Source organism: Actinomadura luzonensis, from assembly GCF_022664455.2.
Lineage (GTDB): Bacteria > Actinomycetota > Actinomycetes > Streptosporangiales > Streptosporangiaceae > Nonomuraea > Nonomuraea luzonensis.
Genome location: NZ_JAKRKC020000002.1, coordinates 2685697 through 2697197, shown reverse-complemented (window position 1 = coordinate 2697197; position 11501 = coordinate 2685697). Strand labels below are relative to the sequence as shown.

Below are 11501 nucleotides of genomic sequence, written 5' to 3'. Positions count from 1 at the left end.
AGTCTGTCCCGCGCGGCGGGGGCGGGTCGTCCGCGCGGGCGCGGCTCCCGCGTACGCGGATCCGCGTATCCCGTAGGTTGATCCCCATGAGCGCGGTGTGGGTGATCAGCGGGCCGCCGGGCGCGGGCAAGTCCACGGTGGCGGCCGAGCTGCTGTCCCGCCTGTCGCCGGTGCCCGCCGTGCTCGACAAGGACACGGTGTACGGCGGCTTCGTGGCCGAGCTGCTGCGGGCGCACGGCCGCCCGGACGGCGAGCGCGAGGGCCCCTGGTACGACGAGCACGTCAAGCGGCACGAGTACGCGGGCCTGACCCGGCTGGCCCGCCAGATCCGCGGCCACGGCTGCCCGGTGCTGCTCGACGGCCCGTTCACGACGCAGGTGCACGACGCGGCGCGGTGGGCGGAGTGGGTGGCGGAGCTGGGCGGCGAGCCGGTGCGGCTGCTGTGGGTGCGCTCCGACGGCCCGACGCTGCGGGCCCGGCTCACGGCCCGCGGGTACGCGCGGGACGCCGGCAAGCTGGCGGCCTTCGACGGCTACCTGCGGGCGATCCGGGTGGACGAGCCGCCGGTGGTGCCGCACCTGGAGATCGACAACCGGCCCGGCGCGCCGCCGATCGCCGGCCAGCTCTCCGCCCTGCGATGATCGCGCCCTCCGGCCGCAGTCCCCGGCGCGGTAGTCGCCCGTCCGCCTCAGTCCTCGACGCGGTAGTCGTCGTCCCGGACGTCCAGGATCGCCATGTGCCCCGGCAGGTGCCCGATCGCGAACTCCACCCCGCTGGCCATGATCGCCGCCTGCGGCGTCACCCCGCACGCCCAGAACACCGGCACCTCCCCCTCGCGCACCTCGACCGCGTCGCCGAAGTCGGGCCGCGCGAGGTCGCCGATGCCGATCGCGGCCGGGTCGCCCACGTGCACGGGCGCGCCGTGCACCCGCGGGTAGCGTCCGCTCACCTCGGCCGCGGTCTTCACCAGCGCCTCCGGCACCGGCCGCATCGACACCACCAGGGGCCCCGACAGGCTCCCGGCCGACGCGCAGGCGACGTCCGTGACGTACATCGGCACGTTCGTCCCCAGCTCCAGGTGCCGCACCGGCACCCCCGCGGCGAGCAGCGCCCGCTCGAAGGTGAAGCTGCAGCCGATGAGGAACGGCACGAGGTCCTCGCGCCACTCCTCCGTCACCCGGTCGAGGTCGGCGACCGGCTTGCCGTCCCGGTAGAGCCGGTAGCCGGGCAGGTCGGTGCGCAGGTCGCCGCCGAACAGCGCGGTGGCGTGCGCGCCCGGCTCCCCCACGTCCAGCACCGGGCAGGCCTGCGGGTTGTGGTGGGCGAACAGCAGCAGGTCGTAGCGCAGCGCCGCGGGGACCGCGATGAGGTTGGCCTGCGTCCAGCCCCGGCACCAGCCCGCGGTGGGCTTCCGCTCGCCGCTGCGGAAGCGCTCCCGCGCCTGCGCGGGGGTCAGGTCGGCGACGTCCACCCTCCGACAGTAGGCCCGAGCAGGGGCGACGGTCCATGACGTGATGCCCTGGTTTTACGGGGTAGCGGTGCGGAGTGCGGCTCGATGTGAACCTCCTCGACTATGTGCTCATCGCCATCTACTTCGCGACCGTGCTCGCCATCGGCATCGCCGCCCGCAACCGGATCAGCTCCAGCCTGGACTTCTTCCTGGCCGGACGCGGCCTGCCGGCGTGGATCACCGGCCTCGCCTTCGTCTCGGCCAACCTGGGCGCGATCGAGATCCTGGGCATGGCGGCGAACGGCGCCCAGTACGGCGCGATGACCGTGCACTACTACTGGATCGGCGCGGTCCCCGCGATGGTGTTCCTCGGCATCATCATGATGCCCTTCTACTACCGCTCCAAGGTGCGCAGCGTCCCCGAGTTCCTGCGCAAGCGGTTCAACGGCGCGACGCAGCTGCTCAACGCGATCACGTTCGCGGTGGCGCAGATCCTCATCGCCGGGGTGAACCTCTACGCGCTGGCGCTGGTGATGGAGCTGCTGCTGGGCTGGCCGCTGCCGGTGTCGGTGGTGGTGTCGGCGCTGATCGTGCTGGCGTACATCACGCTGGGCGGCCTGTCCTCCGCCATCTACAACGAGGTCCTGCAGTTCTTCGTCATCCTCGCCGGGCTGATCCCGCTGACCGTGCTCGGCCTGATCAAGGTGGGCGGCGTCAGCGGCCTGGCGGACAAGATCCGGCAGAGTCCGCTCGGCGAGCCCGGCCTGCACACCTGGGCCGACACCGCCGGCCAGAACCCCATGCAGGCGCACTGGATCGGCATCGTGTTCGGGCTCGGGTTCGTGCTGTCGTTCGGCTACTGGACGACGAACTTCGCCGAGATCCAGCGGGCGCTGTCGGCCAGGAACACGAACGCGGCCCGGCTGACGCCGATCGTGGCCGCGTTCCCGAAGATCTTCATCCCGCTGGTGACGGTGCTGCCCGGCATGATCGCGCTGGTGCTGTTCAGCGATCTCGGCAAGGGGCAGGCGTACAACTACTCGATCCCGCTGCTCATGGGCGACCTGCTGCCGAACGGCGTGCTCGGCGTCGCGGTGACCGGGCTGCTGGCCTCGTTCATGGCGGGCATGGCGGCCAACATCAGCGGCTTCAACACCGTCTTCGCCAACGACATCTGGGCCGCGCACATCAAGCCCGGCCAGGAGGACAAGCACTACCTGCGGGTGGGCCGCATCGCCACCGTGGTCGGCGTCGGTCTCGGCGTGGGCACCGCGTTCATCGCGGCCGGCTACTCCAACATCATGAACTACCTGCAGGCGTTGTTCTCGTTCTTCAACGCGCCGCTGTTCGCCACGTTCATCGTCGGCCTGTTCTGGCGGCGGATGACGCCGTGGGCGGGCTTCTGGGGGCTGCTGTCCGGCACGGTGGCGGCGTTCGCGTCGTACGTGCTGTACAAGGCGGGGGTGCTGAGCTTCGGCACCGAGCTGAACGCCAGCTTCTGGGGCGCCGGGACGGCCTTCGTCGTGGACGTGGTGGTGTCGGTGGTGGTCACGCTGGTCACCACCGAGAAACCCGAGAAGGAGCTGCGCGGCCTGGTGTGGGGGCTCAGCGCGGTGGACCTGGAGGACGACGCGCTGGCCGGTGACCGCAAGTGGTACCGCTCGCCGGTGGTGCTGGGCGTGGGCGCGGTCGTGCTGGCCGCCGCGATGTACGGGGGGATCCTGTGATGAGCGACATCCGCATGGTGATCGGCGGGCTGTTCCTGCTGTACGGCGTGATCCTGATCGTCGTCGGCGCGCTGGGCGAGGCGGTGAACCTGTGGACCGGGCTCGCGATGGCGGTCTTCGGCGCGGTGTTCGTGGTCTGGGCCCGCGTGCGCCGCATCTGACCGGCGCGGGGGCCCTCTCCCGGAGGGCCCCCGCGATGCGTCGGCTCAGTATTCGACCTCGAAGGTGTGCGGGCCCAGCCCGTACCCGTCGCCCCGCGGGACGACGTACCCCTGCTCGACCAGCCTGGCCAAGCTCGCCCGTAGCTCGTCCTCCGCCAGGCCGGACGTCCGGACCAGCGCGCCGAACCCGGCGCCGCCCGTACCGACCGCCTGGGAGGCGACGGCCTCGTACACGTGGATGTCGACGTCCGACAGCGCCTGGACGTCGTGGCCCTCGCTCATGAGCGCTGCCTCGCCCCCTCGCGCAGCCGTTCGGGGTCCACCTCCCGGTCCGGGTACCTGCGCAGGTACTCGGACTCCAGCTCGTTCGTGCGGGAGGTGTGGCGGGACAACGCGTCGTCGGAGCCGTGGAAGAACGTGTCGCTCCGGGTGGAGTGCAGCTGCCGCAGCTCACGGATCAGGTCGTCGTCGCTGAGCTGCGCCGGATCTATTCCCATCGTCGTCATGGGTACCCCACTACCCCGGAGTCCCCCGACAATATCTGTCACATTTCGTGACATATAGGCATTGTCTGTCAGATGCCGCCGCTTTACCTTCCCGTTATGGACCTCGAGCTCCGGCACCTCAGGATCGTCCGCGCGGTCGCGGACGCGGGAAGCGTGAGCAAGGCCGCGTCGACGCTCGGGCTGGCACAACCGGCCCTGACCGCCCAGCTCAAGCGCATCGAAAGGGTGCTCGGCGGCGCCCTGTTCGAGCGCGACCGCCACGGCGCCAGGCCCACAAGGCTCGGCGAACTCGTGCTCGCGCGGGCACGGGTCCTCCTCCCGGCAGCCAAGGAACTGCAGGACGAGGCCGTACGATTCGCGCACGCCCCCACCCCCGGCTACCGCATCGGCGCCACCAACGGGCCGATCCTCGGCGGCCTGGTGGACCGGCTGGCCGCGGAGCGGCCGGTCACGACGTACACGTCCTGGTCGACCCACGAGCTGACCAGCATGGTCGAGCTCGGCCGCCTCGACTACCTGCTCACCGGCGCCTGCGGCGACTCCGGCACCCCCACCGGCACCCTCGTCTGGGACACCATCAGCCTCGACCCCGTCTTCTGCCTGGTCTCCCGCTCACACCCGGCGGCCAAGGAGAAGGAGGTGGCGCTGTCCGACCTCGCGGACGAGCAGTGGGCCGTGACGCCCGGCGACGGCTGCTTCGCCGACTGCTTCGCCAAGGCCTGCGCGCGCGCCGGCTTCACCCCGGGAACGATCTACGAGACGGACGTGCCGACCTGCACCCACCTGTCCCAGGTGGGCCGCGCCGTCGTCCTCTGTCAGGCCACCCACCAGCCGGCGCAGGGCCTGGTCATGGTGCCGCTCGCCGGCGCGCCCCTGCGCTGGCGCCAACTCCTGGGCCGCCACCCCACGGCGGCGGACGCGGCCTGGGTGGTCACGCAGGCGAAGGAGGCCCACCGGGACGCCGTCCGCCGCAGCCCGGTCTACCACGACTGGCTCTCCCGCAACCCCACCTACGGCACCGCCCCCTGACACCCTCTTCACGCCTGGGCCGCGCGCGGAACGCCCTCTCCACCAACTCCTCCATCACCCCGCCCTCCACCAGATGCCGCAACGCCCTGGAACCCGGTCTCCACACTCTGCGACGCCCTCCGCAGATCCGCCACGCACACGACATCCAGGCCCCTGCGCCGCACCCCGAGCTCACACGCCTCCCCCGCCCCCGTACCAACAACTCCTCCGGCAGCCACCCCGTCGCGATCCCGGCCTCGTCGTCCGCGCCGCTCGCGTGCGTCTCGTACACCACCCTGACACCCGCCCTCATCCCCCGACCGTAACTCCCCGCCCCACCGACCCCCCGAACGTGGAATGATGTCCGCGGAGACCCCCCTCTCCCACTGGCCCAGGCACCCACGAGCGGATCCGATGCTCTAGCCTTAGCCATGCACGAAACCGAGCATGATCCACCAGGACCACGCCCGGCCGCACAACTGAATCCAGGGGCGGTAGCTCAGCCGGTCAGAGCATCGGACTCATAATCCGTGGGTCGTGGGTTCAAGTCCCACCCGCCCTACTTCTCCGGAACAGCCAAAACCCCCGCCTGACCAGCACTGTTGTGCCGGGGCGGGGGTTCTCCGTGTCCGACTATCTACGGCTCGCACGGACCGTTCACAGCGGCCTCTCCCCAATGCCTCCCCCACGGCGCGCCAGCAGGCGTTGCAATCACGAGCCGGGGTCGTGCTGGTTGAGGGCGTCGGCGATGCGGCGCTTCGCCTGAAGGGTGTCAAAACTAGGCCCAAGGCGCTGACCTGCGTATTCGTGACGGCACCTCGTTGGTCAGCCAGCTCGCTGGTCCCGTTGATCAGCCCGCCGAGAACGTGACGGCGCTCGATCTGGCCCGTCGGCAGCGGGATCACGTCGGAGTCGTCATCGGTGGGAGCTCGGAGGCCGAGGAAGCGGTGTGGCCGGTGGCGATTGTAGTGATCGGCGTATTCGTCCAGCACGGTGCGAAAGTGCCGTTCGCCGAAGATCAGCAGCCTGTCGGTGCATTCCGTGCGTGCGGTGCGGACCCATCGCTCGGCGAAGGCGTTCGCGCGAGGCGCTCGTGGCGGGATCTTGAGTACCTGAATGTTGTCGCCTGTGAACACCTCATCGAAGCTGCTGGTGAACTTCGTGTCCCGATCGCGTATCAGGAATTGGAAGGTGCCGGCCCGGTCCTTCAGGTCAGCGAGAAGGTTACGGGCTTGCTGGGTAACCCATGCGCCGTCAGAGTGGGCGGAGACGCCGAGCACGTGCACGAATCGGGTGCCGACCTCCACCACAAAGAAGACGTACAACCGGCGCAGCGTGACGGTGTCCACCGTGAAGAAGTCACAAGCCAGTGTGCTCGTGGCATGGGTGCGGAGGAAATCGCGCCAGCGGTCGTCGGCACGTCGCGGCGCCGGACCCAGACGCGCCCGTTTCAGGACTCGGCGGATCGTCGCACCGCTGACTCGGCGGCCCAGATGCTGTAGTTCACCTCGGATGCGTTCGTAGCCCCAGCGCGGATTCTCCCGTGCCAGCTTCTGGATCAATGCCACGATCGCCGGGTCGGTTGCGGGCCGTCCCATTCTCCGGTGCGGGTAGGCCCAATGGCGTGCGATCAGATGCCGGTGCCAGCGCAGCAGCGTCTCCGGGGTCACCAGCCGGTGGGCGCGCAGCACCGCCGGCAGTCCCCGGGCCAGCGCGGACAGCACCGCTCGATCCGCCCACGACAGTCTCGGACGGCCCACCTGACGACGCAGCACCGCCACCTCGTGCCGCAGCACGAGGATCTCCATATTCTTGGTCGCGTCGCCACGAGCCAGCAGCGTCAGCCACCCAACGATGCGGCAGAAACTCATATAGAAGAGACGGAGCGTCACGAGCCTCGAGCATGCCCGACCCAGGCCACTGCTCCGACCAGGAAGCCAAGATAAACCCGCAGCTCACGACCATGAACCGAGTATTGACAGCCTTCAGCCAGAAGTTCGTAGAATTCATGAAACAATACGGTTACGAGGTAAAACATTCATCCACGTGGGGTGACTGGTAGCGTGCATAAGCAGAACCCTTCACTGGGTGAGTGGGCGAACGAGATCCCGGATCCGGCCTGGATCAGGTCGACGAGTCCCGACGCGGAAATAATCACGTGGGCACCGCTCACACAGATCACAGAATCAGGAACCTGGATAGGAGTGGCCTCTCGGGGCTTCTGGGCGATCGGGAGGCTGAACGCAGCCGTCAGTTCGACGGAGCAGGGGATGTCGATTGCTTGGCTGACCTTGCTGGAAATCAGCGCGACTCAGCTGACTGCGAAGCTGAAGGAAGCGGTCAAACGTCTTGGACTGGCCAAAGACGTCAGCAGCCTGACTTCCGCCCTGCCCATCAAGGATGCGGTTTACATGGCTCTCGATGGTAAGAGTCCGTACTGGGCAGAGCGTGCGGTTCAGAGACTGTCCGAATCAGGTCGAGGTGTAACTATGCAACCTCGATTTGTCGAACCTCTCAAGCTGATAACGAACTCGCACTCACTTTCGCAAAGAACAAGACATCAAGCCGTGCGCCTGATCCGAGAATTCGCACAGGCTTCACAGGACAGCGATACAGACTCACCTTCGTAATCCGAACCAGTGAGCCCTTTTCATCCTTGGGTGAGCTCGTAGTTCTGCAGAACGGCGATCGCCTTGCAGAGCGCGCCTGCCTGGTGCGGGCAGCAGCGGAGCTTGCGGAGGATACGCCAGCTCTTGAGTTGGGCATTGGCGCGTTCGCCGGGCCCGCGGAGCCGGGCGTGGGAGCGGTTGGCCACCTTCTGGGACAGGGGCTTGTTGCGGCCCTTGTACGGCGTGGCCACCGGGCCTTCGGCGCCTTGGTAGCCCTTGTCGGCAAGGGTCAGCATGCCGCTCTGCGCCAGCGCCTGCAGGACGCCCCATATGCGGGCGGCGGTCAAGTCGTGGGTGCTTCCCGGCAACGAGCCGGAGGTCCAGATGATCGTGCCGTCTGGAGAGGCGATGACCTGGATGTTCATCCCGTGCATGCGGTGCTTGGCCGAGTAGTACGGCCGGTCGGCGCGCACACGGTCGATGGGGATGAGCATGCCGTCCAGCACCAGGTAGTGCAGGCCGTCTCGCGCGGCGTTGCGTAAGGCGCAGCCGAGCTTGGGGGCGCGGGCGCGCAGCAGGGCGACGGTCTCCTCCACGTACCGCCAGGCGGTAGCGATCGAGACGCCGAACCCGGCAGCGAGTTCGGTGTACGTCTCGCCTTTGCGCAGGTAGACCAGGACCAGCAGGGCCTGCTGGGCGGGGTTGAGCCGCCGCCAGGTGGAGCCGATGGCCTTGCGGTGGCGGCGGATGATGCCGGCCACGTAGTTCAGCGTTGGGCGCGACAAATCGACGGCAGCACGATAGAAAAGCATCCGAGCCCCTGGTGGTGACGGTGTTGATTGTGGTGATCCACCCGTCTACCAGGGGTTCTTTGCGTCTTCAGGCGAACGCCGGACTCGCGATCATGTTGTGATCAGCAGATGCCCGCCGAGGATGAAAACAGTTCAGTGATTGCGGTGCTGCTGTCCTGCGCATGGCCCGAGCTTCGCTCCCTCCCGAAACGAAGGGAGCGAACCTTGCGCCTGCCAAGCTCTGCCCGCCCAGGTCCGGCGACATGCGTGTACTCTTGGGGATTTCGAAACACAAAATCTGACCGACTACCCCGTTATTGTTTACCTCAGGGGACTGTACAAAGAACGGTGTGACTCCTGATCATGGAGGACGCACCTGATGAGTACTGTGATCCAGGCATCGACGGAGATCGACCTGGAGGACGCCGCGGTGGCGCGCAAGAAGCCGGAGGAGTCGACAGACCGGGAACTGGTGGCCAGGCTGGTCGACCAGGCCCGAGCCGAGGGCATGGAGCTGGTCGGGGAGAACGGGCTGCTGGGCCGGCTGACCAAGCTGGTGCTGGAGTCTGCGCTGGAGGGCGAGATCACCGACCATCTCGGCTATGACAAGCACGAACGCTCCGGCAATGACAGCGGCAACATGCGCAACGGCAGCCGGTCCAAAACCGTCATCACCGATGTCGGACCGGTGGAGATCACCGTGCCACGCGACCGGGACGGCAGCTTCGAGCCGAAGATCGTGCGCAAGCGGCAACGCCGCCTGTCCGGGGTCGATGAGATGGTCATCTCGCTGGCGGCCAAGGGCCTGACCACCGGGGAGATCTCCGCGCATCTGGCCGAGGTGTACGGGGCCGAGGTGTCGAAGCAGACCATCTCCACCATCACCGACAAGGTTTTGGACGGGATGGCCGAGTGGCAGAACCGGCCGCTGGACCCCGTCTATCCGGTGATCTTCATCGACGCCATCCACGTGAAGCTGCGCGAGGGCCAGGTCGCCAACCGGCCGACCTACGTGGCGCTGGCGGTGACCGTCGACGGTGAGCGCGACATCCTCGGTCTGTGGGCCGGCGACGGCGGCGAAGGGGCCAAGTTCTGGCTGCATGTGCTGACCGAGATCAAGGGGCCCTGCCCCCGAGGTGTGGACACCTTGAGTACCGGATGATGGAGATCCGGAGACAAGGAGTTCCACGTGGCGATGAAGTCGTATCCGCCGGAGTTCAAGGCGGACGCCGTCGCGTTGTACCTGTCCGATCCGGGACGCACGCTGGCCTCGGTGGCCGACGATCTGGGGATTAGCCGGGAGACGCTGCGTAACTGGGTGCGTCAGGCGCAGGCCGACGGCACCGCGGGCGCCAAGGCGCGGGGCCCGGCGAGGAAGCCGGCGCGGGGCCCGCTATCGTCCGACGACGTGCTGGAAGAGGAGAACAAGCAGCTCAAGGCCCGGATCCGGGAACTGGAGCTGGAACGCGACATCCTGCGCCGGGCGGCCAAATATTTCGCGGGAGAGACGAACTGGTGAGGAGCCGTCAACTAACTACTGCCCGATTTGATGTTGCTTTCGTAGGCGGTGATCTCGTTCTGGAGTGCCTCGATCGAGCGGGGCGGGTGGGTCCGGCGGCGGGGCTGGGCGAGGATTGCGGCGAGGTCAGGGGCCGCGAAGCCCAGCAGAGGTCTGGTCCGGTGGGCGTGGTAGCTGAGGGTGTTGCGGTCTCGGCCGAGTAGCCGGGCTGCCAGGGTGAGCGTGACGGTGTTGCGGTGGCTCAGGACGGCGGCCAGGACGCGATGCCGGTGGTCGAGGAATCCGAAGCCGGGGTTGTATCCGCGCCGGTTGATGCCCTTGCGCTTTTCGCGTTCGGCCTCGGCCAGGGTCCTGCGCCAGGGCTCGAGTTCGGTCACGAGCCGGTCGAACTGGTCGCGGGTCATGCCGGTCAGGGCGGGGTGGGTGAGCAGGTAGGTAGCCTCGGTCGGGATCGGGGGCGCCTTGGCTTGTTCAGGTTCGGCCGGTGGTGCTGTGCTGGGGTCGTAGGGGCCGATGGTGTAGTTCCATTCGCCGTGGAAGTCGTCACGCTGGACGCGCTGCAGGAGCATCTGGCGCTGCTCCTTGGTGAGAGTGCGCCCGGTGGGGTAGTTGTTGTCGTCCAGGACGGCGCTGACGGTCAGCCCGGTGCTGGTGCGGGTGGCCGAGATGCTCTGCAGCAGCACCTCGTAGCTGGTCAGGGGCCGTCCGCGCAGGCTGTGGGTGATGCGGGAGAACAAGCGGTGCTCGACCTTGTTCCACTTCGATGTCCCCGGTGGGAAGTGCAGCACGGTGACGGTCAGCCCGCTCTCGTCGGCGAAGGCGGCCAGGTCGTTCTTGAACAGGTGGGAGTCGGCGGAGTTCGCTCCTCCTGAATCGGCGGTGATCAGCAGCCGGGTCGCGCCGGGGTAGTGGCCTCGGCCTTGCTGGTTCCACCAGCGGCGGATGGACTCCACCGCGAACGCCGCGGTGTTGCGGTCGGTGCCCACGTTCACCCAGCCGACGTCTTGTCCCAGGTCATAGACCCCATACGGGATCGCGACCGGGGTATCAGCGAAGGTGAAGTCGTGATCGGGGGCCGTGATCGGTTTCTTCTTGGGCCGGTAGGTGCGGCCGGCTCGGGCGAAGTCACCGATCGGTTCCTTCTTCTTGGCGTCCACGCTGACCACCGGCGAACCGTCGGCGAGGAATTGTTCGACCGTGGTGTTGATGTGCTGGAACTGGGCTTCGCGGTCGGGGACCTGGCTGCCGGCGCGCCGCTTGGCCATGCCCTGGAGGCTGAACCCGGCCGCCCGCAGGAGATCGCCCACTGTCGGGGCACTGATCGGGTGCCCTGCCGCGGTTAACTCCCGGGCCAGGTCGCGCAACGAGGCCGTGGTCCAGCGCAGCGGAGAAACCGGATCACCGATCTCTCGTGGCTCGATCAACGCCTCAAGCGCCGGCACCAGGCCCGGGTCACGCTCAGCAGCCGGTTTTCGTCCGCCACCGGGACGGCGCACGCGGCCCAGAACCGGTGCACTACTCGCGAGCTCGAGACGTCCGCGCGTGATGGTCGACTCCGATACCTCTGCCAGTCTGGCCACCGCCACGATCCCGCCATGCCCGAGTGCATCGGCCTCAGCCGCCAGATATAAGCGGCGCTGCCGCTCGTCCAGATGCGGCAGCACGGCTGCGAACTTCACATCCAGGGCCGCCAGATCCGCCTCAGATATCCCCATGAAGGCCGTTTAGCA

Annotated in this window: 11 protein-coding genes, 1 tRNA gene and 2 pseudogenes; 8 read left to right on the top strand and 6 right to left on the bottom strand. The window is 68.0% G+C overall.

Going from position 1 to position 11501, the window contains the following annotated elements:
* Positions 1–86 precede the first annotated feature (86 nt).
* Positions 87–641: a P-loop nucleotide/nucleoside kinase family protein gene (locus MF672_RS42795; protein WP_242383029.1), complete on the top strand. Its 555-nt coding sequence runs from the start codon at positions 87–89 to the stop codon at positions 639–641.
* A 47-nt stretch (positions 642–688) separates the two neighbouring features.
* On the opposite strand, the gene MF672_RS42790 is transcribed toward MF672_RS42795, so the two are convergent.
* Positions 689–1471: a putative hydro-lyase gene (locus MF672_RS42790; protein ID WP_242383027.1), complete on the bottom strand. Its 783-nt coding sequence runs from the start codon at positions 1469–1471 to the stop codon at positions 689–691.
* Positions 1472–1545: 74 nt separating this feature from the next.
* On the opposite strand from MF672_RS42790, the gene MF672_RS42785 reads away from it, so the two are divergent.
* Complete coding sequence (locus MF672_RS42785) at positions 1546–3177, top strand: sodium:solute symporter family protein (RefSeq protein ID WP_242383026.1); 1632 nt, start codon at positions 1546–1548, stop codon at positions 3175–3177.
* On the top strand, positions 3177–3338 hold the full coding sequence (locus tag MF672_RS42780) for a hypothetical protein (protein WP_242383024.1): 162 nt from the start codon (positions 3177–3179) through the stop codon (positions 3336–3338). The genes MF672_RS42785 and MF672_RS42780 overlap by 1 nt, the downstream gene beginning before the upstream one ends.
* A 45-nt stretch (positions 3339–3383) precedes the next feature.
* Here MF672_RS42780 and MF672_RS42775 read toward each other — a convergent pair whose 3' ends face one another.
* Together MF672_RS42775 and MF672_RS42770 are read right to left on the bottom strand one after the other, a co-directional pair.
* Complete coding sequence (locus tag MF672_RS42775; protein WP_242383023.1) at positions 3384–3620, bottom strand: hypothetical protein; 237 nt, start codon at positions 3618–3620, stop codon at positions 3384–3386.
* On the bottom strand, positions 3617–3844 hold the full coding sequence (locus tag MF672_RS42770; protein WP_242383021.1) for a DUF6158 family protein: 228 nt from the start codon (positions 3842–3844) through the stop codon (positions 3617–3619). Before MF672_RS42770 ends, MF672_RS42775 begins: the two co-directional genes overlap by 4 nt.
* Positions 3845–3940: 96 nt before the next feature.
* On the opposite strand from MF672_RS42770, the gene MF672_RS42765 reads away from it, so the two are divergent.
* The gene (locus MF672_RS42765) at positions 3941–4873 is read left to right on the top strand and encodes a LysR family transcriptional regulator (protein ID WP_242383020.1); all 933 of its coding nucleotides are present in this window, start codon (positions 3941–3943) and stop codon (positions 4871–4873) included.
* Between the two features lie 467 nt (positions 4874–5340).
* A tRNA-Ile gene (locus tag MF672_RS42760) sits at positions 5341–5414 on the top strand.
* Here MF672_RS42760 and MF672_RS52340 read toward each other — a convergent pair.
* Entirely contained in the window at positions 5374–6450 is a 1077-nt protein-coding gene (locus MF672_RS52340) for an integrase core domain-containing protein (protein WP_407654812.1), read from the bottom strand. The two genes, MF672_RS42760 and MF672_RS52340, sit on opposite strands and share 41 nt — an antisense overlap.
* A gap of 672 nt (positions 6451–7122) precedes the next feature.
* On the opposite strand from MF672_RS52340, the gene MF672_RS42750 reads away from it, so the two are divergent.
* Positions 7123–7482: a hypothetical protein gene (locus MF672_RS42750; protein ID WP_242383015.1), complete on the top strand. Its 360-nt coding sequence runs from the start codon at positions 7123–7125 to the stop codon at positions 7480–7482.
* Between the two features lie 20 nt (positions 7483–7502).
* Here MF672_RS42750 and MF672_RS42745 read toward each other — a convergent pair whose 3' ends face one another.
* Entirely contained in the window at positions 7503–8273 is a 771-nt protein-coding gene (locus MF672_RS42745) for a transposase family protein (RefSeq protein ID WP_242383014.1), read from the bottom strand.
* Between the two features lie 358 nt (positions 8274–8631).
* On the opposite strand from MF672_RS42745, the pseudogene MF672_RS42740 reads away from it, so the two are divergent.
* Positions 8632–9393, top strand: a pseudogene (locus MF672_RS42740) (IS256 family transposase); the annotation flags it as partial.
* Positions 9394–9441: 48 nt separating this feature from the next.
* Positions 9442–9803 (top strand): annotated as a pseudogene (locus MF672_RS42735) (transposase); the annotation flags it as partial.
* Here the strand turns inward: MF672_RS42735 and MF672_RS42730 are convergent.
* Entirely contained in the window at positions 9783–11486 is a 1704-nt protein-coding gene (locus MF672_RS42730) for an ISAzo13 family transposase (protein WP_242384090.1), read from the bottom strand. The pseudogene MF672_RS42735 and the gene MF672_RS42730 sit on opposite strands and share 21 nt — an antisense overlap.
* Positions 11487–11501: the final 15 nt, after the last annotated feature.